25 protein-coding genes and 1 riboswitch are annotated in these 24489 nt (G+C 38.4%); of the genes, 10 read left to right on the forward strand and 15 right to left on the reverse strand.

All coding sequences use genetic code 11. The annotated features are described in order from the left end of the window. Window positions 1-101: 101 nt before the first annotated feature. Window positions 102-908 carry an alpha/beta hydrolase gene (locus tag NYE73_RS18665; RefSeq protein WP_054549914.1) on the reverse strand — a complete coding sequence of 269 codons (807 nt, stop codon included), beginning with the start codon at window positions 906-908 and terminating at the stop codon, window positions 102-104. Between the two features lie 133 nt (window positions 909-1041). Here NYE73_RS18665 and NYE73_RS18670 point away from each other — a divergent pair, with 133 nt between their 5' ends. After that, window positions 1042-1554 carry a gamma carbonic anhydrase gene (locus tag NYE73_RS18670; RefSeq protein ID WP_016994472.1) on the forward strand — a complete coding sequence of 171 codons (513 nt, stop codon included), beginning with the start codon at window positions 1042-1044 and terminating at the stop codon, window positions 1552-1554. Window positions 1555-1733: 179 nt separating this feature from the next. Here the strand turns inward: NYE73_RS18670 and metK are convergent, their stop codons facing one another. After that, the gene (gene metK / locus NYE73_RS18675; RefSeq protein WP_004225981.1) at window positions 1734-2930 is read right to left on the reverse strand and encodes a methionine adenosyltransferase; all 1197 of its coding nucleotides are present in this window, start codon (window positions 2928-2930) and stop codon (window positions 1734-1736) included. A gap of 258 nt (window positions 2931-3188) precedes the next feature. Continuing rightward, window positions 3189-3307: riboswitch (SAM riboswitch) on the reverse strand. Between the two features lie 389 nt (window positions 3308-3696). Here metK and pckA point away from each other — a divergent pair. Further along, window positions 3697-5283: a phosphoenolpyruvate carboxykinase (ATP) gene (gene pckA, locus NYE73_RS18680; RefSeq protein ID WP_048391084.1), complete on the forward strand. Its 1587-nt coding sequence runs from the start codon at window positions 3697-3699 to the stop codon at window positions 5281-5283. Between the two features lie 65 nt (window positions 5284-5348). Here the strand turns inward: pckA and NYE73_RS18685 are convergent, their stop codons facing one another. The 10 genes from NYE73_RS18685 to NYE73_RS18730 all read right to left on the reverse strand — a co-directional run bounded on the left by NYE73_RS18685 (window position 5349) and on the right by NYE73_RS18730 (window position 14731). Continuing rightward, window positions 5349-6125, reverse strand: coding sequence for an alpha/beta hydrolase family protein (locus tag NYE73_RS18685; protein ID WP_048391082.1), 777 nt, complete (start codon window positions 6123-6125; stop codon window positions 5349-5351). Beyond that, complete coding sequence (locus NYE73_RS18690) at window positions 6109-6576, reverse strand: NUDIX domain-containing protein (protein ID WP_054549912.1); 468 nt, start codon at window positions 6574-6576, stop codon at window positions 6109-6111. Before NYE73_RS18690 ends, NYE73_RS18685 begins: the two co-directional genes overlap by 17 nt. Window positions 6577-6778: 202 nt before the next feature. Continuing rightward, a complete protein-coding gene (locus tag NYE73_RS18695) occupies window positions 6779-7702 on the reverse strand; it encodes an aminopeptidase (protein ID WP_048391078.1) in 924 nt (307 codons plus the stop codon). Window positions 7703-7713: 11 nt separating this feature from the next. After that, window positions 7714-8475 carry an IclR family transcriptional regulator gene (locus NYE73_RS18700; RefSeq protein WP_004225962.1) on the reverse strand — a complete coding sequence of 254 codons (762 nt, stop codon included), beginning with the start codon at window positions 8473-8475 and terminating at the stop codon, window positions 7714-7716. A gap of 134 nt (window positions 8476-8609) precedes the next feature. After that, a complete protein-coding gene (locus tag NYE73_RS18705) occupies window positions 8610-9878 on the reverse strand; it encodes a M20 family metallopeptidase (protein WP_054549911.1) in 1269 nt (422 codons plus the stop codon). Beyond that, window positions 9871-10824 carry a DUF1177 domain-containing protein gene (locus NYE73_RS18710; RefSeq protein ID WP_048391073.1) on the reverse strand — a complete coding sequence of 318 codons (954 nt, stop codon included), beginning with the start codon at window positions 10822-10824 and terminating at the stop codon, window positions 9871-9873. Before NYE73_RS18710 ends, NYE73_RS18705 begins: the two co-directional genes overlap by 8 nt. A gap of 44 nt (window positions 10825-10868) precedes the next feature. Next, complete coding sequence (locus NYE73_RS18715) at window positions 10869-11876, reverse strand: ABC transporter ATP-binding protein (RefSeq protein ID WP_048391072.1); 1008 nt, start codon at window positions 11874-11876, stop codon at window positions 10869-10871. After that, a complete protein-coding gene (locus NYE73_RS18720) occupies window positions 11860-12882 on the reverse strand; it encodes an ABC transporter ATP-binding protein (protein WP_016995144.1) in 1023 nt (340 codons plus the stop codon). The genes NYE73_RS18715 and NYE73_RS18720 overlap by 17 nt, the downstream gene beginning before the upstream one ends. 17 nt (window positions 12883-12899) lie before the next feature. Further along, window positions 12900-13766: an ABC transporter permease gene (locus tag NYE73_RS18725; protein WP_259948550.1), complete on the reverse strand. Its 867-nt coding sequence runs from the start codon at window positions 13764-13766 to the stop codon at window positions 12900-12902. Between the two features lie 2 nt (window positions 13767-13768). Continuing rightward, window positions 13769-14731, reverse strand: coding sequence for an ABC transporter permease (locus NYE73_RS18730; protein ID WP_004225947.1), 963 nt, complete (start codon window positions 14729-14731; stop codon window positions 13769-13771). 217 nt (window positions 14732-14948) lie between these two features. On the opposite strand from NYE73_RS18730, the gene NYE73_RS18735 reads away from it, so the two are divergent. From NYE73_RS18735 to NYE73_RS18750, 4 genes are all read left to right on the forward strand, one after another. Continuing rightward, complete coding sequence (locus NYE73_RS18735) at window positions 14949-16550, forward strand: ABC transporter substrate-binding protein (RefSeq protein ID WP_259948552.1); 1602 nt, start codon at window positions 14949-14951, stop codon at window positions 16548-16550. A 63-nt stretch (window positions 16551-16613) separates the two neighbouring features. Beyond that, the gene (locus NYE73_RS18740) at window positions 16614-17684 is read left to right on the forward strand and encodes an amidohydrolase family protein (protein ID WP_103118688.1); all 1071 of its coding nucleotides are present in this window, start codon (window positions 16614-16616) and stop codon (window positions 17682-17684) included. Then, window positions 17681-18823: an amidohydrolase gene (locus NYE73_RS18745; RefSeq protein WP_257960534.1), complete on the forward strand. Its 1143-nt coding sequence runs from the start codon at window positions 17681-17683 to the stop codon at window positions 18821-18823. The genes NYE73_RS18740 and NYE73_RS18745 overlap by 4 nt, the downstream gene beginning before the upstream one ends. A gap of 5 nt (window positions 18824-18828) precedes the next feature. Beyond that, window positions 18829-19500 (forward strand): AroM family protein, encoded by a 672-nt coding sequence (locus tag NYE73_RS18750; RefSeq protein WP_103118690.1) that lies wholly within the window; start codon window positions 18829-18831, stop codon window positions 19498-19500. Between the two features lie 44 nt (window positions 19501-19544). On the opposite strand, the gene NYE73_RS18755 is transcribed toward NYE73_RS18750, so the two are convergent. Next, complete coding sequence (locus tag NYE73_RS18755; RefSeq protein ID WP_009371464.1) at window positions 19545-19862, reverse strand: hypothetical protein; 318 nt, start codon at window positions 19860-19862, stop codon at window positions 19545-19547. A 137-nt stretch (window positions 19863-19999) separates the two neighbouring features. Between NYE73_RS18755 and ytzI the strand changes: the two genes are divergently transcribed. From ytzI to NYE73_RS18775, 4 genes are all read left to right on the forward strand, one after another. Beyond that, window positions 20000-20146 carry a YtzI protein gene (gene ytzI / locus NYE73_RS18760; RefSeq protein ID WP_004225932.1) on the forward strand — a complete coding sequence of 49 codons (147 nt, stop codon included), beginning with the start codon at window positions 20000-20002 and terminating at the stop codon, window positions 20144-20146. 29 nt (window positions 20147-20175) lie between these two features. Next, window positions 20176-20337 (forward strand): hypothetical protein, encoded by a 162-nt coding sequence (locus NYE73_RS18765; protein ID WP_004225927.1) that lies wholly within the window; start codon window positions 20176-20178, stop codon window positions 20335-20337. Next, window positions 20334-20567, forward strand: a complete 234-nt coding sequence (gene yidD / locus NYE73_RS18770) for a membrane protein insertion efficiency factor YidD (protein WP_016992521.1) — start codon at window positions 20334-20336, stop codon at window positions 20565-20567. Before NYE73_RS18765 ends, yidD begins: the two co-directional genes overlap by 4 nt. Before the next feature lie 109 nt (window positions 20568-20676). Beyond that, entirely contained in the window at window positions 20677-21717 is a 1041-nt protein-coding gene (locus NYE73_RS18775; protein ID WP_103118691.1) for a metal ABC transporter solute-binding protein, Zn/Mn family, read from the forward strand. A 21-nt stretch (window positions 21718-21738) separates the two neighbouring features. Here the strand turns inward: NYE73_RS18775 and NYE73_RS18780 are convergent, their stop codons facing one another. Both NYE73_RS18780 and NYE73_RS18785 read right to left on the reverse strand, forming a co-directional pair. Then, on the reverse strand, window positions 21739-22890 hold the full coding sequence (locus NYE73_RS18780; RefSeq protein ID WP_259948556.1) for a transglutaminase domain-containing protein: 1152 nt from the start codon (window positions 22888-22890) through the stop codon (window positions 21739-21741). A gap of 131 nt (window positions 22891-23021) precedes the next feature. After that, window positions 23022-24446 carry an o-succinylbenzoate--CoA ligase gene (locus NYE73_RS18785; protein ID WP_259948583.1) on the reverse strand — a complete coding sequence of 475 codons (1425 nt, stop codon included), beginning with the start codon at window positions 24444-24446 and terminating at the stop codon, window positions 23022-23024. Window positions 24447-24489: the final 43 nt, after the last annotated feature.

The following is a 24489-nucleotide window of genomic DNA, read 5'->3' on the forward strand; positions in this document are numbered from 1 at the left end:
TACTTTAAGTCATTATAGTATTACACTTTTCTGAAAATTACAATATTATTTTTAAGTAACAATATTTAAGTAAGTAACCTAGTAAATGGAAGGGTATAAACCTATTTAATTATATAACCAATTCTTCGAAGAGCATTATTAATAAAATCTCGTATATACATAAAAATCTCTTCGCGCTCTCCCTCATGAAATAAATTATGATAACAATTTGCCCATTCTTTAAACTGAAATTCCGTGAATTCCTGTTGATGAAGCCAATTTCGAGTTTGGCGAGTGTCCGTAATTTTATCCTTCTCAGCTGTCATAATTAGCATAGGCATATTAGGCATTTCACCTTTAGGCAGCATCACTAAATTTTTCATCATCTGCTGAAGTTCTCGATACCATTTCACAGAAACAACAGACATGAGGGGTACATCATCTTTCATTTCTTCTCTGCCTTCAACACTACGCGTTAATTTCTCTAATGTAATATCATGTGTCAACTTAACATTGGCTGTTAACGCACTTAGACTTGTTAAAGCATTTGTTAATTTACCTGGTAATAGCTTTAGTTGCAACCAAGGTGATGTTAAAATAATGCCTGCACATTCATATTGTCTCTTTTGCAGTGTATGGAGGATTAATGTTGCACCTAGTCCATGCCCTATTACAAAGGTTGGTAAATTATATGAAAAAGCATTTTCAATCAGGTTTCTTGTATACTTATTGTACAATTTGAAGTCTTCATCATGGACTCGAGCAAACCTTGCATTACCTCCATGATTCGGTAAATCTCCCATGACTATGTGGAAGCCTTCTAATCTTAATTTCTCTATCAGCCATGCATACCAACGGTGATTTTCATAAGCACCATGAAGAATAGCAATCACAGCTTTTGCTTGTCCATCAGCTTCCCATTTCCACATTACATAGTCCTCCTAAAAAATAATTACACTTTGATTATATCGAAATAAATAGCACATTTTAATTTTATATTTCCATAAAGTTGCGTATTTGATACGATAATACTACATTATAGAAAGAAAAGAGGCGATTTTCATGATTTATCCATTTAAAGATAAAACGCCAAAGATCGATCCGTCTGTTTTCATTGCTGACTACGCAACTGTTACGGGCGACGTAACAATTGGCGCCGAAACAACCATTTGGTTTAATACGGTTATTCGTGGTGATGTTTCCCCAACGATTATTGGTAAACGTGTCAGTATCCAAGATCTTTGCTGTTTACACCAAAGCCCAAAATATCCGCTCATTATTGAAGATGAGGTAACAGTTGGACACCAAGTCACTTTACATAGTTGTACAATTCGCAAAAATGCCTTAATCGGTATGGGATCCATTATTTTAGACGGAGCTGAGATTGGAGAAGGTGCATTTATTGGAGCTGGAAGCCTAGTACCTCCTGGTAAAGTCATTCCTCCAAATAGTTTAGCATTAGGTCGTCCAGCAAAAGTTGTCCGAGAATTAAATGCTGAAGATAAAGAGGATATGGAACGCATCGTACGAGAATACGCAGAAAAAGGTCAATATTATAAATCACTTCAGAAATAAATAACCTACACAAAAAATCAATACTAACGAAAAAATCCCTCGCGTTTTCGTGTACCGAATATGTTCACGAATCCTAGCGAGGTATTTTTGTAAAAAAAACAAAAGGAGCAATGTTGCCCCTTTGCTTATTAATACATCAGAATAATTTTCTAATGACTTCATTACTTTAGTTCAATAGTTTATAAACGTGCTTTTTCTCGTAGCGCGTCTGCTTTATCAATTTGCTCCCATGGTACATTTAAATCTGTACGACCAAAATGTCCATACGCAGCAGTTTGTTTATAAATTGGACGACGAAGATCAAGCATTTTAATGATACCTGCTGGGCGTAAATCGAATAGCTCGCGTACCCATTCAACGATCTCGCTTTCTTTCACTCTACCTGTGCCAAATGTATCGACAGCAATGGAAACAGGCTGAGCAACGCCAATCGCATAGGCAAGTTGCACTTCAGCACGCTCTGCTAAGCCAGCTGCTACGATGTTTTTCGCTACATAACGTGCTGCATATGCCGCCGAACGGTCTACCTTGGTTGCATCCTTACCTGAGAAGGCACCACCACCGTGACGTGCATAACCACCGTATGTATCAACAATGATTTTACGTCCTGTTAATCCAGCATCACCTTTTGGCCCACCAATTACAAAACGGCCAGTTGGATTGATGAAGTATTTCGTATTAGCATCTAATAATTCACTCGGTACAACTGGTGCAATAACAAATTCTTTTAAATCTGCTTGAATTTGTTCAAGTGTTGCTTCTTCATCATGCTGTGTTGAAATAACAATTGTATCCACGCGAACCGGTACATTATTGTCATCATATTCAATCGTTACTTGCGTTTTACCATCAGGACGTAAATAGGCAAGTTCACCTGATTTACGTACTTCTGTTAAACGGCGTGCTAATTTGTGTGCCAAGCTAATTGGTAATGGCATTAGCTCTGGTGTTTCATTACATGCATAGCCAAACATTAAGCCTTGGTCACCAGCACCAATTGCTTCTATATCAGCATCTGTCATAGAGCCTTCACGTGCCTCTAATGCCTGATCAACACCTTGAGCTATATCAGGTGATTGTTCGCCAATTGCCACAAGCACCGCTAAGTTCTCAGCATCAAAGCCATATTTACCTCGTGTATAGCCAATTTCAGCTACAGTGTCACGAACAATACCTTTAATATCCACATAAGTAGAAGTAGTAATTTCTCCTGCTACTAATACTAATCCTGTTGTTACAGTTGTTTCACACGCTACACGTGCATTTGGATCTTCTGCTAAAATAGCATCTAAAATGGCATCCGAGATTTGGTCACAAATCTTATCTGGATGTCCTTCTGTTACACTCTCTGATGTAAACAGTCGACGGTTTGTCATTTGGTTTTCCTCCTAAATACTCTTACAATAAGTAGTTGTGTATGAATACGGTACTCATTACCCATGTCAAGTCCGCTCCTAAGGATTGAACTCTCAAGCCGTTACTGCTGCTTTTAACACGAGGATTTCGAAAGATCCGTCATTATAATAAGGAAAGAACTACATATACTTACCTTTACATTGATTTATAGCAATAAAAAAATCCTTTTCTCACGTTACTTTACATGAGGAAAGGAATAATGACTGCGTAACCTTTCACTCTTATCGTTCAAGGGATGTTCCCTTGCATCAGGTTGGCACCAACGCATGTCGTGAAATAGTTCATGCAGGTTGCCGGGTTTCACAGGGCCTGACCCTCCACCAGCTCGGGATAAGAGTATCCGTTCAATCTCATGTTACTGAAAAGGTCGAACGTTGTCAAATATTTTCTTATGTATTACTGTATAGAAAGGAAAGAACTTATTACACAAAAACTTTTCATACTTGGATGATGATGTAAATAGAAGCAAATTAATCCCTACAACATACCTAGCTACTTGTGGTAACATATGTGTGGCTCAATTTTCGTGCCTAATTACAGTAGGATTGATGGTATTCTACTCGAAAAACATTATTTTTTGTCAGTTTATTGAAAAGTGGTAAAAACTCTAAAATAATTTCTTAATTAGTATAGATTATTTAAGCAATTGTGTTATACTATTTTTGAAATTAAGAAAAAATCCCTCTAAATCAAGGGAATACTATAAAAAAGGATGGTATTTAATCGATGAATTCAGTAGAAATTGCAAACGAACTGAAGGAATTATTAAACGGCGGTAACATAAATGTTCAACTTTCAGTACCACAATTAGCAGAAAAAGCTACATCTCGTGGTGAAGCAATGTTAACAGTAGATGGCGCAGTTCGTGCAGAAACTGGCAAATACACTGGTCGTTCACCTAAAGATAAATATACGGTAGAAGAAGAAAGCACAAAAGATCAAATTGACTGGGGTAAAGTCAACCAACCGATTTCTTCTGAAGTGTTCGATAACCTATATGTAAAAGTAATAAAATATTTAAAAGAACGTGACGAGTTATTCGTATTCAAAGGCTTTGCAGGTGCTGACAAAGACTCACAATTAAGCATTCAAGTTATCAATGAATACGCATGGCACAATCTTTTTGCTCATCAATTATTTATCCGTCCAACAGCAGATGAATTAGCTTCTCATGTTGCCGACTTCACTGTCATCTCAGCTCCTAACTTTAAAGCAGATCCTGCGGTTGATGGTACTGCTTCTGAAACATTCATCATCGTATCACTTGAAAAGAAAATTATTTTAATTGGTGGTACAGAATATGCTGGTGAAATGAAAAAATCTATCTTTGGTATCATGAACTACTTATTACCACAACAAGGTATTCTTTCAATGCACTGCTCAGCAAACGTTGGTGAAGCTGGCGATGTAGCGTTATTCTTCGGTCTATCTGGTACTGGTAAAACGACGTTATCAGCTGATCCTGATCGTAAGCTAATCGGTGACGATGAACACGGTTGGTCTGATAATGGTGTATTCAACATTGAGGGTGGCTGCTATGCAAAAACAATCAACCTTTCTGCTGAAAAAGAACCAGAAATCTACAATGCAATCCGCTTCGGCTCTGTATTAGAAAACGTAGCTGTTGATCCAGAAACTCGTATTTGTGACTATGATGATGGTTCACTAACAGAAAATACACGTGTAGCTTATCCAATCCAATACATCGAAAATATCGTTGATCCTTCTGTTGCAGGTCATCCAAAAACAATCATCTTCCTAACAGCTGATGCATTTGGCGTGTTACCTCCAATCAGTAAATTAACAAAAGAACAAGCGATGTATCACTTCCTAAGCGGGTTCACTTCTAAACTTGCTGGAACTGAACGTGGTGTGACTGAGCCAGAACCAGTATTCTCTACTTGCTTCGGGTCTCCATTCCTTCCACTTCCTGCAACAGTATACGCAGAAATGTTAGGACAAAAAATTGACGAGCACGGTGCACAGGTATATTTAGTAAACACTGGTTGGACTGGTGGCGAATATGGCACAGGTAGCCGTATGAAACTATCTTACACACGTACAATGGTCCGTGCAGCAATCGATGGTAAATTAGCAGATGTTGAAACAACACAAGATGCTGTGTTTGGTTTACACATTCCAAAAGCAGTTGAAGGCGTACCTTCAGAAGTGTTAAATCCTCGTGAAGCTTGGGCAGATAAAGCTGCATACGATGCAAAAGCTGCTGAGCTTGCAGGCTTATTCAACGAAAACTTCAAGAAATTCTCAAACGTTTCTGAAGCCATCACTACACTTGGTGGTCCATTAAAATAACGTCTATATAAAAGACAAAGGGAACAATTTATTCGTTCCCTTTGTCTTTTTGTTTTCTCTATGCTTTATTGTTGTTTCATCCACTTGCAAAGAGCACGGACAGTTTCACGATTTTTTGCTGGTGGATATTGATGTGCATAGTTAAGATCATACCAAGTTTCGAATGATTTATTTGCTTCCTCTAAAAAAAATGCCAATTGTCTGGCATGTTCAATATCCACATTTTCATCACGATAGCCATGAATGATAAGAACGGGAGCTGTTATACGCTCTATCTCAAAAAGTGGTGTTCTTGCATCATACGCTTCTGGTACACGATTAGGTGTTCCTCCAATAACACGCTTCATCATTCTGCGCATATCTGTACGCTCCCAATAAGTGGCCGTTGCATCAGAAACACCTGCCCATGTTACAACAGAAGTAATATCCCTTCTTAAAATAGCTGTCCACAGAGCCATAATACCACCTCGTGAAAAACCAAAAACATGGATATTGTCATTGCAGAATTGTTTGAGTACATCTACGGCATAGACCGCATCGTAACGGTCTGCCCCTGCAAACTCGTCACGCCCCTCTCCCCCACGATTCCCACGATAATATGGGGCAAATACGATAAAGCCCTGCGCCGCAAATTGTGCAATACGAGAGGGTCTTACCATCCCAATGCTTTGCATGCCGCCTCTTAAATATAAAAAGCCATCATATGTACCTTCAGTCTTTGGCTCTGCTAATAGTCCTTTTATACGTAAGCCCTGTGAAAGATAGGTTATTTCCGTTAAACGTATAGCTGGATTTGGTGAAGGATAGGGGCGTTTTTCGATAATATCACCATTGTGTGTCACGATGTTTCAGCTCCTCCAGCATTTTCTTCATCCCCTCATCCTTCATGTGAAAACTCAAGTTAGGATGCTGAGCAAATTCTTCATCGGTTAACCAAAGCATGCCTGACGTTTCTAAATCAAATTCTATATCCTCTTGCGCTAAAAATTGTGCAGTGAAAACGGATTTACAAAAAACGATTTCATCATACACTGCATACTCTGCAAACCATTGAAGATTCTTCACATGAACACCTGTCTCTTCAAAAACTTCTCGAATCGCCGCCTCCTCTAAGGTTTCCCCTTCTTCTAATTTCCCTCCTGGCACTTCTACACCACGTCGTTTATGGACAGTACATAACCATTTATTTTCATGCTTTAAAAGGACAAGGACGTGTTTAGGTTCTACTTTAAATTCGCCTCTTGTAAAACTCAAATCTACTTGTAGGCCATGTAAATCTGTAAATGTTAACATCTCTTCAACCTCACGTTCTTTCTTGTTGCAAAACAAAAGTTACTTTCTTTATCATTACTTCTATTTTATGGACGAAATTTAATCATCATTCCTATTCCTATCTATATTAACTATATTGTAAACCTACAATGACAAGCAACCCTAAGCTACAGTCTTGTAAAGCATGAAAAAAAGCGTGCTTCATAGGAAGACACGCTTTTCTTTAGATTACTTGCTGACCGTCAAAATAGACGATAGGACTTTTCACAACACAATCAATATGAACATCTGACGCATTGGCTCCACCAAATGGCGCATTACTGCCAAAAGCGATATGGATGGTCCCATACACCTTCTCATCCTCTAATACATTGCCACATAGGATAGCACTTTTATTGGCTCCGATGCCAAACTCTGCAATGACTCTACCATTGCCTTCACCAAGTAATGCCAGTAGTCGTGGACCATCAGGACCGATTGCTTCTTCTAAGCGACCATTCTTTATTTTTAATAATAATGGTTCCTTTAAAACACCAATATTAGCAATAGAGCCATCTACTAAAATCTCTCCATTCGCAGATGTTTCTATTGGTGCAATATACGATTCTCCTGAAGGAATATTCCCGTACTCACCAGGTTGACGAATAACCCCTGTAGAACGAATTCCGAAACGGCCGTCTACACTAAACGTCAGCTCATGACCATCCTTGACAATACGAATATCTTTTGTCGTATTAAGTAAAAGGACATATTTTTCTACCGTAGCTTCGATCTCCTGTGCATCTGCATGAAGGGCACCTTGCTCCAGCATCTCCAATGTTACCCCTGGCATTGTTGCTACACGTCCACCCTTTTCACAGGCATGTTTACGAGCCAGTGTATGTGTTAGGGAGTGGGAGGTAATACACAGTGTAACATCGGCATTTGCCATAAGCTCAGAAACTGCATGGATTGGCTCCTGCCCAGATTTCTCTAACAGGGGCATCACCATGAACATTGTATTTGCAGTAATTGACAGTCCAGCTTCATAAAAAATTTTTGCGATGTCTTGTTTGTGGCTATCTGTCAAAATTAATAGTGACTCAGAAGATTGAACATTTAAATTGCCTTTTAAAACATTTAGTGCAATATCATGTAAATGATGCATAATAGGGCTCCTTAATTAAAATTCAAATGATATCTACGAATAATTCCTTCTATTTCATTTCTAGCTTCCGTTAAAGGTCCCAAAAAATCAGGAACACGTTGCTCTGTAAAACGATAAATTGGTCCAGAAACGGTAATAGACGCTACGACCTGTTCCTCGCTATTAAATATAGGCATAGCTAGCGCCAATACATCGACCGAATACTCACTGTTACTAAGTGCATAGCCACATGTTCTAATTTTTTCTAGCTCTGCCCTTATTTCTGTGGCATCTGTCATCGTATTATTTGTATAAGCTGTTAATGGTTCATCTATGACCTTTGCAATTTGCTCTTCATTTAAAAAAGCAAGCATTGAACGGTAAGATGCTCCTACATACAGTGGCGATCTACTTCCTCTTGAAACTGTAAACTTCACCTTATTTACAGGCTCTGCTTTCAGTAATGTTAACGCTTCCAGTCCATTCAGTACGGTAAAAATAGCTGTTTCACCAGTGACATCCTTTAATTTCTCAAGAACTGGCATACATAGCTGATCTATGTTTAATGAATCATACATATTCATACCTATTTCCCATAATGCAATACCAAGAGAATATTTTTTTGTTATAGGATCTTTTGTTATAAACCCATTATTTTCGAAGGTTTCAAGAATGCGATATAAATTTGTATGATTCATGTTCATCGCCAGTGCTAACTCTCGACCACCCCATGTGGGCTTTTCCTTTGTAAACATTTTTAAAACCGCAATTGATAAATTTAATGTCTTTAGCATATCTCTCATCCTTCTGAACTATTTATCTGTACAAACGGCTGCAAATCTCTCTCTTAAGGGGGAAATAATCGACAGATTTAGCAGCCGTCAGCACCTGATATCACTTTATCAAAAGTAAGAGAGTAGCTAATCTCTTACTTTTGATATAGGAAATCAACAGCAGCAGTTATATAAACTTTTGCACAGCGTACGATATCCTCAACACGCACTTTTTCATTATAACCATGAATACTTGGTAAATAAGCTGGGCCGTATTGCAATACAGGAATATCATATTGTCTGAAATGACGAGCGTCACTGCTTGCCCATTGCATGACACCATATGCCTCTTGCCCTGTAACATATGATATATTTTCCACTATCGATTGGCATACAGGATTTTCAGCAGGCGTATAATTGGCTACGCTTTTAAAGCCAAAACGTTGGATTGAATAATCGATAGCCAAGCCATCTAGTTTAGTTGTCAAGATTTCTGTTACTTCTTCTTGTGTAATACCAAATGGTAAACGACAATCGACCTGGACCTTACAGTAATCTGGGATTACGTTTGACTTCGTACCTCCCTCAATTGTACCAATATTTACAGTAATTTTCTCTAAAACTTCTTGATATTTCAAGCGATCTTTCTCCACTTCACGCATGTATTTTTTTGATACCTCGATAAGTGGCTTTACCTCTTCAGGAATTGTGATTTCTACATCCCATAGTGTACGAATCTCTTGTATAGCTCGGATTGCATCAACAATGGCATTTCGTCCAGCCAATGGTGATAGGCTTCCATGACCAGGTTCCCCACGCACCTCTAATTCAAACCAGTAAGATCCCTTTTGTCCAATAGTTGGGTTTAAAGGTGAAGAGGGCTCAGCGATTAAACAACCATCTCCCTGCACATAGCCTCGCTCTAACAGCCAAGGAACACCAAATTCACCGCCAGTTTCTTCATCTGGTACGATCGCCAAAGTTAATTTCCCTGGTAGTTCAATGTTCAGTTTCTTTAATAACTTTGTTGCAAAAATAATACCTGCTAAACCGGCTTTCATATCACTCGCCCCACGTCCAAGCATCCAGCCATCCTTCACTTCTCCTGAAAACGGATCAAAATCCCATTTTGATAGATCACCGACAGGAACAACATCGGTATGGCCACAATAAACGAGTTCTTTTCCTTCCCCATTTCCAATAGAAGCTACTAAATTAAACATTTTATCAGCAGCTTCATATTTTTGATAAGTAATGCCTACATCATTTAAATAGTTTTCGATAAAAGCTGTTATTTCAGTCGTATCCCCTGGAGGATTGACACTTGGGATTTGAATGAGCTTTGAACAAAACGCTATCAATTCATCTTGATGATTTTCAACTGCCTCTACTAATTGAGCTTTAAGTGCTTGTAAATCATTCATGTGTGTGTACCTCGTTTCCTTTCGTTTGTAGATGACTCATGCTACCATATAAGCCTTTCATATGTGTAAATTGTGTTTCATCAAAGAAAGAGCATTTATTAGCACCGTAAGTTTTTGCTACCTCTAACACAAATCGCACAACATTTTCTACATCTGTGACATGGGTTGCACCTGTTGCACAGCCTGCCACAACAGATTCAGTTGTAATCGCTACACCTACAACAGGGCTAGATGTTGCAACTGCTGGTTGTAAAATACTATTGATATGGAATAAACCATTACCATAGGGTGTAATGTCTTGCATCGTGATTGGCAGGACAACTGGAGAAATGCCAGCAGATTGTGTATATACGTGCAATAAATCATCACTAATTTTTAATATGTAACCTTCTTTGACAGTTGGCGTTATCGCAAATCCTTTATGGTTACATACTTGATTGCCTTTTGTTGTATCAATTGATAGAATAGCATCCATTGTATCTTCTACTTCATTTTCGTTCATGACACTAATATCCACTGGCGAGTTCATAAATGGCACTGGCTCATGTGGTAAGGTTGGAGCTGTTGGACAAATATGTGTGGAGAAAATAACGTCACCCTCTAATTGATCACCCTTTAAGGCCATATCAATAGCTTTTGCTGCTCCTGCCAGACATGCCAGTGCGCCGTCTCCATCTGATACAAAACCTGTCATTTCAGGGCGTGCTCCGATACCACCTAATCGTCCAATAATTCCTAATGTAGGTGCATTTCCGCCAGAGGATTTGCCATTCTTTCCTTTCACGAGGACGCGAACAAAATCTGTTGAGCCGCTTTCGCCTTGAATAGTTTTTACCTTGACATCTGCTGTGGAATCAATATTGTGTAAATACTTCTTAATCGTGTCTCCGTTTACATAAATACTATCCATTACCTCGTATAATTCAATAACATGCTTCAATGACATAATCAGTCCGCTCCTTTTTCTGCTTCAATAAATTTTATCTTTCGTTAAATTGATGATACTTCTTGCTGTATCGACTTATATAAATGACACGATACTTGATGTGTAGCTGATACTGTATCAAGTGTCGGTTGGACCTCTGCACATTTTTCTGTAGCAAAACGACAACGCTTATGGAATGCACAGCCACTCGGGGGATTAACCGGGCTTGGAACATCGCCAGATAAAATAATACGGTCCTTTTTATCAAAAGGATTTTCCTTAGGTATGGCCGATAACAAGGCTTGTGTGTAAGGATGCTGAGGGTTCTTATAAATTTCCTTGTATGTGCCAATTTCCACTATTTTTCCTAAATACATGACAGCAATACGATCACACATGTAGTTCACCACATTCAAATCATGTGAAATAAAAATATAGGTTAAACCGAATTCTTTCTGTAAATCTTTTAATAGATTGATAACCTGAGCCTGTACAGAGACATCTAATGCTGAAACAGGTTCATCACACACCACAATATCTGGATTCAGTGCAAGAGCCCGAGCAATATTTATACGTTGTCTTTGTCCACCAGAAAATTCATGTGGATGGCGTTTTGCATGGTATGCACTTAATCCGACTGTTTCAAGTAATTCAACCACTCGCTTTTTACGGGATGCCTCATCACCAATCCCATGGATCACTAATGGCTCAGCAATAAGATATTCAATCGTTTTACGAGGATCGAGTGATGCATAAGGATTTTGGAAAACCATTTGGATGGATTTTCGAGCAGAGCGGATATCTTTTGAATTTAAGCTTGCTAAATCCGTTCCCTTAAATTCAACTACTCCCTCTGTTGGTGAAATTAGCTGGTTGATTAAACGGGCAACCGTTGATTTACCACACCCCGACTCTCCCACAATCCCCAGTGTCTCACCTTTATATAACTCAAAACTTACACCATCTACCGCCTTCACAAATTGTGTTGGTTTTTTAAAAGGAATTGAACTTTTAATGGGAAAATGCTTTTTTAAATTACTTACCTTTAAGACAAGTTCATTGTACTGTTGCATTAAAAATTCCCTCCTTCCTAGGGACAATTTGATCTTTTGCTTGTAAATGGCAGGCTACAAAATGGTTATCCTGTACTTCCACTAAATCAGGCACAGTACTACGACAAATATCTGTCGCTAAAGGACATCGTGCTGAGAAGTGACAGCCACTATGTGGCATTGTTAAATCTGGTGGACTACCAGGAATAGCCGGCAGCCTTTGTTGCTCTTGAGTCCCCATTGTAATTTGAGACTCTAATAATCCCCACGTATAGGGATGTAAAGGTTTTTCATAGAGCTGTCTTGTTGTAGTAGACTCTACTGTACGACCTGCATACATAACATTTACTTTGTCACATAGCTCCCAAACTACACCTAAATCGTGCGTAATCATAATGATGGCTGTATCATGTTCTTGTTGTAATTTTTTCATTAAATCAAGAATTTGAGCTTGTACAGTTACATCTAGTGCAGTTGTTGGCTCATCAGCAATGAGTAGTTTCGGGTTACAAGCTAGGGCAATAGCAATCATGACACGCTGACGCATTCCACCTGAAAATTCGTGAGGATACATTTTTAATCGTTTCTCTGGCTCAGGAATCCCAACCATTTTTAACATATCGACGGCTTTGATAGCGGCATCTTTCTTCGATATTGTTTCATGTGCTTGGATGACTTCAATAATTTGATTGCCCACTGTTAAGACAGGATTCAAACTTGTAATTGGATCTTGGAAAATCATTGAGATGTCATTGCCTCGCACATTGCGCATTTCCTTTTCAGAAATTTCGATTAAATCGCGGCCATTAAATAGAATTTTTCCATTCGTTATTTTTCCTGGCGGAGATGGAATTAAACGCATGAGAGCAGTGGCTGTAACACTTTTTCCTGATCCTGACTCTCCCACAATACCTAGTGTTTCCTTCTTATTTAATTGTAAATTTACTCCATTAACAGCTTTCATTGTAGAGCCGCCACTTTTAAATTCTACTGTTAAGTTTTCTACATCTAGTAAACGTTCAGTCATGACTCCACCCCCTTCCATTAAACTTTCATTTTCGGATCTAATGCATCTCGTAATCCATCCCCTAATAGGTTAATTCCAAGAACTGTTAATAAAATACAAATGCCTGAAAATGTTGCCATTTGGGGATTTAATACTAAAAAGTCTTTGCCATCTTTTAAAATACTGCCCCATGAAGCTGTCGGTGGTTGAACGCCTAATCCTAAAAAGCTAAGGGCAGCTTCTGAAATAATAGCGCCAGCTGTACTCATCGTTCCATAGACAATTAAAGGGGCTAAACAGTTCGGTAATATATGGCTAAAAATGATCCTCGTATGTGTAGCACCTAAAGAATGCGTTACTTCAACGAATTCTTCCTCTTTTACACTTAACACCTGTCCTCGAATAAGTCGTGCGAAACCTGGAATATTAGCAATACCAATCGCAACAATAACATTGACAAGTCCTTGCCCTAATACCGTCATTAATGTAATAGCTAGTAATATAAATGGGAATGCGAAAAGACCATCCATTGTGCGCATAATAATGGAATCAATGCGTCCACCAAAATACCCTGCCACTAAGCCTAGCAGTGTGCCAAACACAGCACCAAATAGCACCGCCGCAATCCCAACAATCATTGAGATTCGTGTACCGTAAACTAAGCGACTAAACAGATCACGGCCATAGTTATCTGTTCCTAATAAATGTCCTTCTGTATTCATCGGTAAAAACGATTTACCGACAATCATTTCATTCGGTGGATGGGTAGCAATTAATGGGGCAAAAATAGCAACAATACCCATTAAAGTGACAATGATTAACCCAATTGTCGCTAATTTATTTTTTAGCAACTTGCGCAATAACGTATTTCTTTTTTTCGTTTCTTGGACGATTGCTTGAGTCATTGTTATTTTTTCCCCCCATCCGATTCTAAATTGACCTTAGGATTAACCACTTTATAAAGTACATCGACTACTAAGTTAACAAGCACAAAGATAAACGCAATGAAAATAACAGTACCTTGGACGACTACAAAGTCACGTTTATCAATGGCATCTACAATTAATCGACCCATCCCAGGCCAACTAAAAATTGTTTCTGTTAAAACCGCTCCGCCCAGTAAATTAGAAATTTGCATTCCTAACACGGTTAAAATCGGTGTTAGCGCATTCTTAAATGCATGTTTACCAATTACTAAATATTCTTTAATACCTTTAGAACGAGCTGTTTTAATATAATCTTGCGAAATAACCTCTAACATACTTGAACGGGTAATCCGTGCAAATGTCGCCATTGGAATCGTTGCTAAAGCAAATGCTGGCAAAATTAAATGCTTCAAATAGGTCCACAGGCCATCGCTGATATTCCCCATCCCAGTTGCTGGGAACCAACCAAGGTTAACACTAAAGAATAAGACAAGCATGATGCCCAACCAGAAAATTGGCATAGATACACCAACTAATGACACAAGCATTACAACATAATCAATGATGGTATTTTGCTTTCTCGCTGCAAATATTCCTGCTGGGATGCCAATCACGACTGCTATTAACAGCGCTGCCAATGCCAATATCACTGTATTAGGGAACCTTTCGAGAATAAGTCCGATGACAGACTCACTATAAGAATAGGAATATCCTAAATTTAACTGTGCTAGATCTCCTACATATGAAATAAATTGCGAAGGCATGGATTTATTTAATCCTAGCTCTTCTCTTAAATTCTCTACATCTTCTACACTCGCTTGTGGTCCAAGCATGACTGAAGCCGGGTCACCAGGAATCATTCGCGTAATAATAAAGACGATAATTCCTACTACTAGCAGTGTCGGGATGAGGTTAACTAATCTTTTTAAAATAAATGAGCCCATCTTAGCAAGACCTCCTTTTCATTATTAGAATCAGTGGTTCATATTGTGAATAACCACATAGTACACCACTTAATAATTGTTTGTAAATATTTTTTTCTGAATCTTTGTAATTTTATATTTACTTTCTATTTACAAGTGTGCTAATTTTAATCTCGAACCTACCATTTTTGAATCAACGGTTCATATTGTGAAACAAAAACTAAGGAGGCTAGTGCATATGAAGAAATTAAACGTAAGAAAGTCTTTACTACTACTCTTTTTAACTTTACTAATTGGTGTTTTAGCTGCTTGTGGTGGAAACACTGAGAAAAGTACTACAACGGATGAAAAAGAGGGAGAAGCTACTTCTGGAGGCACATTAAATATTGGTTTGTCAGCCAATGCAAAAACATTTGATCCTATCAAATATACAGGGGTTTATGAATCACAGGTGATGCGCCAAATGGGTGATACGTTAGTTGTTTATAACAAAGATCTATCTGATATCATCCCTTCGTTAGCAACTGAATGGAATGTATCAGAGGATATGTTAGTCTACACATTCAAATTACGCGAAGGTGTTAAATTCCAAAAAGGTCAGTATCAGGATGGCCGTGAAATGACAGCTGAAGATGTGAAATACTCTTTAGAACGCTCTGCTAAAGAATCTGCTATGAATCGTTTAAGTGGTGTAACAGAAGTGAAAGTGTTATCGGATTATGAAGTAGAGATTCACTTAGCTACACCAAATGCTGCCCTACTTGCTATGCTAACGGATGCAGGGAATATTATTATTCCAAAAGAAGAAGTTGAAGGATGGGGCGATAATTTTTCTGAACACTTTGTTGGTACAGGTCCATTCCAACTAACAGAATGGAAAAAAGACCAAGAAGTAAAATTAGTTCGTCACGATAATTACTGGGGCGATAAGCCAAATGTCGATAACTTAACAATGAAGTTTATCTCCGATCAAAATATGATGACAAACGCATTACGTTCTGGTGATATTGATATTGCCATGGACGTTAAAGGTCAAAACCGAGAAATCATCAACCAAGATAGTAACCTTGAGCTTTTAACAAATCCAGGTCTATCGATTGTTTATCTTGATCTTAATAACAAAGTAGGTCCAACTGCTGACAAACGCGTTCGTGAAGCGATTTATATGGCAACAAATGTAGAGGAAATTATTTCTGGCGTTAACCAATGGGGTGGCGGCGATGTTTCTTATTTACCATTACCACCTGGTTCATGGGGATATGATCAATCGTTAGTTGATATGGTACCAAAATATAATCCAGAAGAAGCAAAAAAATTACTAGCAGAGGCTGGTTACGCTGATGGCTTCAAGACAGAGATTTTCGTATCAGAAGCACGTGTTCCTTACGCAACGATTTTCCAAAGTCAGTTAAAGAAGAACTTAAATATTGATGTGGAAATAAAAGTGCTTGAATGGGGTACTTATAGTGATACTGTGGCAAAGGGTAATGCGCCAATGAATATTGGTGGCTGGACTTGGTACCCAGATCCTTATTTCTTCCTTTATCAATTATTCCACACAAATCAAATTGGTGCGTTAGGAAATGGTAAAGGCTACAGCAATCCAGAAGTGGATAAATTATTAGAACGCGCCGTATCAGAAACAGTAGTGCAAGAAGAACGTGCAAAATTATACCAAGAAGCATTAAAGCTGATTTTAGCGGATGTTCCTCGTATTGAATTAGAGGCAACACAAACGGTTGCAGGTGTAAACAAAAAAGTACAGGGCTTTGAGGTTTCTGCTGATAACTCCGTACAAATTGTGCATCCAAATGGTACAAACGTATCCATTACTAAATAATTAAACTTGAAAAGTGGAGATACCAGTCTCCGCTTTTCTCTTCATAAGGAGAGATTTGACCCGATGACACGCTATATAAATGGACTTGTTTTTAATTCTGAGACTCGTAGCTTTAATAAGCAATCTTTTCAAGTGCAAGGGCAATACTTTGAACCCGCTACTCATTCACCTGAAACAGAGTTGGATTTAGATGGCTACTATATTACACCAGGTTTTATCGATAGCTGCTCACAAATCGGTCTAACTGAAATAGGGATTCGTTGGGAAGGTGATGATAGCTATGAATTTGACTCACATTTGCAATACTCTGTAGTTGATGGCATATACCCATTTGATACTGCTTTTCAAAAAGCTGTTTCTCATGGGGTGACTGCATCTCATATTGTTCCCTCTCCTAAAAGCTTGATAGGTGCAAAAACGGCTATTATTCACCATACACATACAACGGTTGATGAAATGGTTATTTCAAAAGATGTGGCTTATTCCTTCTCTATTGGACATCAGGCAAAAAGTACATTTTTCGCAGAAAAGAAAAAACCACTCACTCGTATGGGCATCGCCAAAATTTTAAGAGAAACATTACAACAAATTCAGCAACAAGAGCCGTCCATTACGAAAATCGTTATTCGAGCGCACAAAGCCGTTGATCTTGAATTCATTAGCCGCCTTCAACAAGAATTTGGGTCAATTTTTGATTTTCATATTATCCATGGCACTGAAATTACATTCCTTCATGAAACATCCTTTAATACGGTTATAGCTGGTCCTACATTTCGATATATTGAGCACAATGAGATGATGGCACTATCACCCAAACTGTATCATCAACTGTATAAGCATAGTATTCCATTCGTTTTTTGTACGGATCATCCTGTTAGTAGCACCTCGCATCTAACATTAGAAGGATGCTTAGCTGTAAGAGAAGGTATGGCACGCCAGGACGTGCTATATGCTCTGACAACGGGGGCTGCAAATTTTCTAGGGATTGCCCATCTAACAGGTGCTATTCGTGATGGTCTTCTTGCTGATTTTGTTATTTGGGATAAGCATCCATTAAATTTAGATGCCCAGGTTGTCGCAACCTATATTAAAGGAACAAAAGTTTATGCACGGGAAGAAGGGTTTACACAATGATTATTTATCATCATGCAAAGTTTCTTACAGTCAATGAGCAGAACGATACTTGTGAACAGTTATGGATCGAAGATGGGCGTATTGTCTATATTGGACCAGCCAAAGAATTTCCCCCACAAGCAGAGCTAGTTGATCTACAGGGAGCTTATGTTACACCAGGGTTAATTGATATTCATGCACATGTCGGAACATGGGCTGAAGTCACTGAAGACATTAATGATGCCAATGAATATAGCGAACCCTTTACACCTCTTATGCACGCTTTAGATAGTGTAGATATCCGACACTTTTCCTTTCAACATGCGTTAGAAGGGGGCGTAACCACTGTGCAAACTGGGCCAGGTAGTGCCAATGTCATAGGTGGTATTTGGAGCATTCTTAAAACAGCAGGACCTACCCTTTCCTCTCGTGTTTTAGTAGAGCGGAGCGGTTTAAAGGGGGCCCTAGGGGAAAATCCGAAAAACGTCTTTGGCAATCAGTATAAGCGCAAGCCGATGACTCGTATGGCCATTGCACAGCTTTTACGAGATGGTTTCCAACGTGCAAGTCAACTCAATGAACAACAACAAACTGAGCAAATTAAAGAAAATGCTGAGTTACGCCCGTTTATTGAGGTACTTCGAGGCGACATGCCACTTCGCCTTCACTGCCATAGAGCAGATGACATTATGACAGCAATTAGAATTGCCAAAGAATTTAATGTGAAGCTTCATTTAGAGCACTGCACAGAAGGCTATCTCATTGTGGATGCCGTTAAAGAAAGTGGATTCCATGCAACGCTTGGGCCCTATATGTTAACGCCATCTAAATACGAAACGCGTCATTCTACACCAGCAATTGCTGCCGTTTTTAAAGAACATAATATTCCATTTGCTATCATGACAGATCATCCATTTGTACCAATTCAATACTTAAAGTATTGTGCCACAGAAGCGATTCGTTATGGTTTAGATGAAGACACAGCCCTCAAAAGTATTACGATCAATGCAGCTAAGCTTGTACAGCTTGATCACCGCATTGGCAGCCTTGAGGAAGGCAAAGATGCTGATTTTGTTGTTTGGTCGCACCCTATTTTTGAAACAGAAGCAAAGGTTTTACAAACTTATGTAAATGGACAAAAATATTACGAAGCGGAGTGAGCGTAATGCAACATTCGAAAATTGCCGTTGTAACAATTGGTCAGGCACCTCGTAAAGATATGGCAGAGGATATACAGCAATTAAGAGAAGCAGGTTTACATGTTCATGAATTCGGTGTACTTGATTCACTATCCTCAGAGGAAATAGCTACACTTTCGCCTTCTCTTGAGGACTCAGATGTTTTAGTGACACTTCTTACCAATGGTCGACAAGTAAAGCTCAGTAAACAAAAACTCATGCCTTATATTCAAAACTGCATTGATGATCTACATGAATTCACTTGGATACTACTTATGTGTACAGGAGATTTTACGAATAAATTATCCTATAAAAATCTTTTACTACCTGATCGTATGATGACTAATTTAGTGAAGGGCTTACATACAGAATTAGCCATTGGTTTAATAGGCCCCGAACCCGAACAACATCGAACGGTTGCAGAGAAATGGCAAAAAGCACAGTTCGATGTAACTTTTTCAGCAAGCTCCCCATACCACTTTGATAACCAACATTTATTGTCAAAAGCACAACAATTAGAAGAGCAAGGAGCCGATTTGCTTATTCTTGATTGTATGGGCTATTCCACAACAATGAAAAACATGATTAAAGATCAACTCACTATCCCCATCATCGTCCCCCGAGAAGCGGTTTTTACAATTTTAAAAGCCATTTGTTAATAGAAGAAAAGGTCACTTCTGATTCAGTGACCTTTTCCCATTCGCTAGACACGCTTGTTGAAATAAGGAAGCTGCTCAACGAATGCCTTCGTATCATCATCTCCATATTCATGAACAAGTGCATAGATTTTCATTAATCTTTTATCTATTTCATCATTTTCTCTATCTTGGTGATACTGTATATACGGTAACTGAGCACGCCATGCATTCGAAATTTCTAACAGTTGCATTTGCTGAAAGATTCTCTCAAATACATCTAATGCCTGTCGATCTACATTGAGTTCGAAATTCCATGGTCCTGCATAGGGGTTGGTATAATACGTTCTATTGGCAAGTGAAAAATATACGCGCTGACGATCCATCTTTACGATTCACTCCTTTTTCCATAGTATGGAGTGATAGGTGGGGTTTTATTCGCTTTTATGTCAAACTTCCTTCACAATTAATAGGACCAGATAATTTATAATAGGTATGATGAATAAAGAACGGAGTGAATACTATGAGTTTAACTACGCTCTTAATAGTCGCAGTTATCATCGTTATTTTAATCACCATTGCGACAATTATCAGTGTAAACCGTGCCTATGCCTTTAAACATACTGTTGATGAAAAACCGAAGCAAAACTATCATCAAGAGGAAAATTAAATACCATTACTGAATTTGGAGTGAAAGAAATGGGCGTACCTTTACCAATTATCATTATGATTGCGATGATGATGCTAATGTTTGGTGTTTCTGTCATTATCATTATGAAGAAAAAAAATAATATTTTTACACAAACAATTGATCCAAAGCCTGAACAACATACGTCTCAGCAAAAGGAAGAGCAACGATGAAATACCCCTTTATTTGGCTCATCCAGTTTTATAGAAAGTTTATTTCACCTATGACGCCACCTACTTGTCGTTTTCATCCTACCTGTTCTTCTTATGGGCTCGAAGCTTTTCAAAAGCACGGTGCATTCAAAGGCTTCCTCTTAACCATTACACGTATATCCAAATGCCATCCATTTCATCCTGGTGGCTTTGATCCTGTGCCTGAAAAATGGCCTTCGAAAAAGAATTAATTTCGGAGGGCATTTTTTTCTTGTACTTTTTTAAGTTGTGCGTTATCATAATAACTGTTCTAAAAAACAAATCGTAATGATTACTATTTAAGAGAGGTATCTTACTTATATGAAAAAACTATCTGTATTATTGTTAGTCGCAGTTCTTGCTTTATTTACTGCCGCTTGTGGAGACAAATCGTCCACATCCCAAAAGACTGAGGAAAAAGATAAATTAAGTATTTATACAACGGTTTATCCATTAAGCTATTTTGCACAGCGCATTGGTGGAGATTATGTTGAAGTAGCTTCAATTTACCCAGCTGGTGCGAATGAACACACCTTCGAGCCAACTCAAAAAGATATGATGAAATTAGCAGATGCTGATATCTTTTTCTATATTGGCTTAGGACTTGAAGGCTTTGTAGAAAACGCTAAAAAAACTCTAGCGAACGAAGATGTCACAATGGTGGCAACTGCTGATGACGTTTCAGATGATAAATTAGCTGTAAGCACAGGACATGTTCATGCAGAAGAGGAAGAACATGAAGCAGACGCTCATGATGAGCATGAGCACGGTACAACCGAGGAAGAGCATGAACATGAAGGTGAAGAACATGGACATGATGAGCATGAGCATGGCGATATCGATCCGCATGTTTGGTTATCTCCTACAATTAGTCAAGACTTAGCACTGGCTATCAAAAACACACTAGTTGAAAAAATGCCAGCTCAGGAGGCAACTTTTAACACAAATTATGATGCATTAGTAAAAGAATTACAGGATTTAGATCAAGATTTCGAAGCAATGACTGACAAAGCACAAAATAAAACATTCTTTGTATCCCATGCTGCATTTGGCTATATTGCTGGTCAATACGGCTTAACTCAAGTGCCGATTGCTGGCTTGAATTCACAAAATGAGCCATCTCAAAAGGAATTAACAAAGATTGTAGACAAAGCAAATGAATTGCACATTCACTATATTTTATTTGAACAAAATGTCTCTTCCAAATTAGCAGAGATTATTCAAAAAGAAGTTGGTGCAGAATCTCTTGTCTTGCATAATTTAAGCGTATTAACAGCTGATGATGAAAAAAATAAGGAAACCTATTTCACATTGATGCAAAAAAATATTCAAACATTAGAAAAAGCTTTAAGCGTTCAATAATATGAGTAAGGAGGTGCCCCTCTATTGGGACACCTCCTTTATTATGACGTATTTTTCTTGTGGCATCCGTTTTTCCGTTCGATAAAAAGACCCTAGCCACTTCATTGTTTTTTGCTTAGTCACATGCTTAGCTTTTGGCTGAAGGACAACAAAAGCCATTATACTACTTTCTACTAGCATCGGTGGCCACTCAGTAAAGTTAAACTGAACTAAATTGTCTTGTTTATTTGTTTTTTGAGTAACAAGCTTCATCGGCTGTTCCACTAATTGTTGTACGGCTAACCGATTTTCTCCGATGATTGATAACCCCATAATTTGATTCAATTGATGTTGTATAGGTGTTGCTAAACTTTGTCTTTTTGTTTCTTCCTGCAAATCTATATATTTCTCGCTTGTTGCAGCAGGGAAACTTGCATAATCCCATGTATGATCTTGTGCTAATTGGCGATCCGACACTAAAAAATATTGATAGCGAACTTCTCCTTTACGATCAGGCAAAGGGTCATCCCATGTCACATCAATATGATACCAAGCATGATCAAGTTTCACTAATACCCAGGCATGTAGCTGTTCTCCTACTTTTCCAGGTACATATTGTACCTCAAAACCCAGCATTTCTAACATTCGATATAGCACTAAAGCATATGCCTGACAGACGCCCTTATTCTCCGTTAATAATGTATATGGAGAATATTGACTTCCTTCTGTTTCCTTAGAGTATTCCGCGGACAATACAATAAAATCATGTGCAGCCTGTAGTTTTTCTATGTCACTTAATCCATGCATAGGTGCAATAATATTTTCCAAAGTTTGCTCGACAAATAACGCCTCTGTTTGTGATAGATGGTACGTAAATGCAAAGGCAATGACAATATTATTGCTATAACCTTCGTACTTCCATTGGAAACTTGAAATATTAGTATAAATATAAGAGTTTTCAATTGCATTTTTAGTAATTTCTGTTAGTTCATCTTTTATCTCGGCTAAGTCACCAGTATAACGAATCGAGAATTCGGATGATAGATGCATAACTTCTTTATTAATGAGAGATTGTAGTGTTTCAATTGAATGAGCTGTTGCTACATCTTCTTTTTCATAGTTTGCAAATACTTGCACATGACTCATTTGTAGAACAAATAATATAATGACAACATTATATATATATTTCCTCATATGAGTCATTCTCCTTTACTAAATAGTTTATGCCTCTCTTTTTTTATTATGTTAATAAATGATTAATTTCATGCTAAAAGTTCAAATAAAAAAGAAGCCTTCCTTTTTAGAAGACTTCTTTCACGAAGTTTTTATTGTAATAATTTCCGTCTCAACAATTTATCCGCACCATTGCGCGGAAGACTTTCTGTAATAATCATTTCTTTAGGCACTTTATATTTAGCAAGTTTCTGTAAACAAAAGGCCTTTAGTTGCTCAACAGATACCTGCTCATTTAACACGATAAATGCAATGGGTACCTGACCCCATTGTTCATCAGGCATACCGCATACACCCGCCTCTTTGACAGCTGGGTGTGTGAGTAGTACATTTTCTATTTCTGCAGGATAAATATTTTCTCCCCCTGAAATGATTAAATCTGCCCTTCGATCAATGACGAATAAATAACCCTCTTCATCCACATAACCAATATCACCTGTATGAAGCCAGCCAGCCTTCGTTGCATTTTTTTGTGCAAAACGTCCAATATAGCCAGGTGTGACATGAGGACCTCGTATGCAAATTTCCCCTTCACCTTTAGCATTTGGCTCAGCAATCATTATTTGATTAAAAAATAAAGGCTTTCCAGCAGAACCAATTTTCCTCATAGCATCTTCACTTGCCAATGTGGCTGTTTGTGAGGAGGTTTCTGTCATCCCATACGTTTGTGCGACAGCTAAATTTAACGCATGTGCTCTCGCTAAATAATCAACGGGAACAGGTCCACCTCCAGCTAACATTAACTTAAAATAAGATGACGCTTTCGCATTGCGTTGCTCTAGCGTATGTAGAATTCGTTCCAAGGTCACCGCTACAACAGACATATGGGTGACATCCCCATCCATAATATTTTGTGCGATAGATTCCACATCAAATTGCTCATATAAAAAGATTTGATTTCCATATAGCAGTGAACGCACTAAAATGGAGAACCCACTAATATGGAATAAAGGGACCGCGCATAGCCAAACGTCCTGAGCCTGTAGCCCAATATTTAAAACGGAGGCAGTGGCACTAGCCTGATGATTTCCAACTGTTTGGCGAACCCCTTTTGGGAAGCCGGTTGTACCAGACGTATACATAATAGTTGTTGTTTGATGAAGAGGCCATTCCTTGACAATATCTACTGCACCCTCTGCACCCTTTTCAATTGCTGAAAATAAATGATAGGTTGTTTCAGATGGTAGCTTTTCTACATCCTCATCGGCAACTAATACCGATACAGCCTCTGAATCCTCTAGCTGATAAGCCAGCTCATCCTGTGATAGTCTACGATTAAGCATCACCATTTCACATTGCAGATGCATGCAGGCATACATCATGATTACAAGCTCAGGCTTACTTGGCCCCATAATAGCAATTCGATCACCCTGTTGAATACCGAGTGTCACTAATTGTCGAGCACGTTTTATTGATTCATCATTCAATTCTTGAAAAGTCCAGCTTTGCTTTTTAAAAGTAAGTGCCTTACGGAAAGGTGTTAAATAAGCTCTTTGTAAAATCCAGTTAGGATACATCTTTGTCACTCCAATCACCCTACATCTTAACGCTTTCCCATCT

Origin of the sequence: Lysinibacillus sp. FSL K6-0102, from assembly GCF_038003545.1 — a bacterium.
In the GTDB taxonomy this organism is placed as follows: domain Bacteria; phylum Bacillota; class Bacilli; order Bacillales_A; family Planococcaceae; genus Lysinibacillus; species Lysinibacillus capsici.

Bases quoted from the DNA above. Each gene is read 5' to 3' on its own strand.
- NYE73_RS18775 (WP_103118691.1), top strand. From the start codon at position 20,677: ATGAAAAAACTATCTGTATTATTGTTAGTCGCAGTTCTTGCTTTATTT.
- NYE73_RS18695 (WP_048391078.1), bottom strand. From the start codon at position 7,702: ATGCATCATTTACATGATATTGCACTAAATGTTTTAAAAGGCAATTTA.
- NYE73_RS18765 (WP_004225927.1), top strand. From the start codon at position 20,176: ATGGGCGTACCTTTACCAATTATCATTATGATTGCGATGATGATGCTA.
- NYE73_RS18780 (WP_259948556.1), bottom strand. From the start codon at position 22,890: ATGAGGAAATATATATATAATGTTGTCATTATATTATTTGTTCTACAA.
- NYE73_RS18705 (WP_054549911.1), bottom strand. From the start codon at position 9,878: ATGAATGATTTACAAGCACTTAAAGCTCAATTAGTAGAGGCAGTTGAA.
- NYE73_RS18700 (WP_004225962.1), bottom strand. From the start codon at position 8,475: ATGCTAAAGACATTAAATTTATCAATTGCGGTTTTAAAAATGTTTACA.
- NYE73_RS18740 (WP_103118688.1), top strand. From the start codon at position 16,614: ATGACACGCTATATAAATGGACTTGTTTTTAATTCTGAGACTCGTAGC.
- NYE73_RS18745 (WP_257960534.1), top strand. From the start codon at position 17,681: ATGATTATTTATCATCATGCAAAGTTTCTTACAGTCAATGAGCAGAAC.
- NYE73_RS18715 (WP_048391072.1), bottom strand. From the start codon at position 11,876: ATGCAACAGTACAATGAACTTGTCTTAAAGGTAAGTAATTTAAAAAAG.
- NYE73_RS18735 (WP_259948552.1), top strand. From the start codon at position 14,949: ATGAAGAAATTAAACGTAAGAAAGTCTTTACTACTACTCTTTTTAACT.
- NYE73_RS18730 (WP_004225947.1), bottom strand. From the start codon at position 14,731: ATGGGCTCATTTATTTTAAAAAGATTAGTTAACCTCATCCCGACACTG.
- NYE73_RS18665 (WP_054549914.1), bottom strand. From the start codon at position 908: ATGTGGAAATGGGAAGCTGATGGACAAGCAAAAGCTGTGATTGCTATT.
- pckA (WP_048391084.1), top strand. From the start codon at position 3,697: ATGAATTCAGTAGAAATTGCAAACGAACTGAAGGAATTATTAAACGGC.
- NYE73_RS18755 (WP_009371464.1), bottom strand. From the start codon at position 19,862: ATGGATCGTCAGCGCGTATATTTTTCACTTGCCAATAGAACGTATTAT.
- yidD (WP_016992521.1), top strand. From the start codon at position 20,334: ATGAAATACCCCTTTATTTGGCTCATCCAGTTTTATAGAAAGTTTATT.
- NYE73_RS18725 (WP_259948550.1), bottom strand. From the start codon at position 13,766: ATGACTCAAGCAATCGTCCAAGAAACGAAAAAAAGAAATACGTTATTG.
- NYE73_RS18785 (WP_259948583.1), bottom strand. From the start codon at position 24,446: ATGTATCCTAACTGGATTTTACAAAGAGCTTATTTAACACCTTTCCGT.
- NYE73_RS18750 (WP_103118690.1), top strand. From the start codon at position 18,829: ATGCAACATTCGAAAATTGCCGTTGTAACAATTGGTCAGGCACCTCGT.
- NYE73_RS18670 (WP_016994472.1), top strand. From the start codon at position 1,042: ATGATTTATCCATTTAAAGATAAAACGCCAAAGATCGATCCGTCTGTT.
- NYE73_RS18720 (WP_016995144.1), bottom strand. From the start codon at position 12,882: ATGACTGAACGTTTACTAGATGTAGAAAACTTAACAGTAGAATTTAAA.
- NYE73_RS18690 (WP_054549912.1), bottom strand. From the start codon at position 6,576: ATGTTAACATTTACAGATTTACATGGCCTACAAGTAGATTTGAGTTTT.
- ytzI (WP_004225932.1), top strand. From the start codon at position 20,000: ATGAGTTTAACTACGCTCTTAATAGTCGCAGTTATCATCGTTATTTTA.
- NYE73_RS18710 (WP_048391073.1), bottom strand. From the start codon at position 10,824: ATGTCATTGAAGCATGTTATTGAATTATACGAGGTAATGGATAGTATT.
- metK (WP_004225981.1), bottom strand. From the start codon at position 2,930: ATGACAAACCGTCGACTGTTTACATCAGAGAGTGTAACAGAAGGACAT.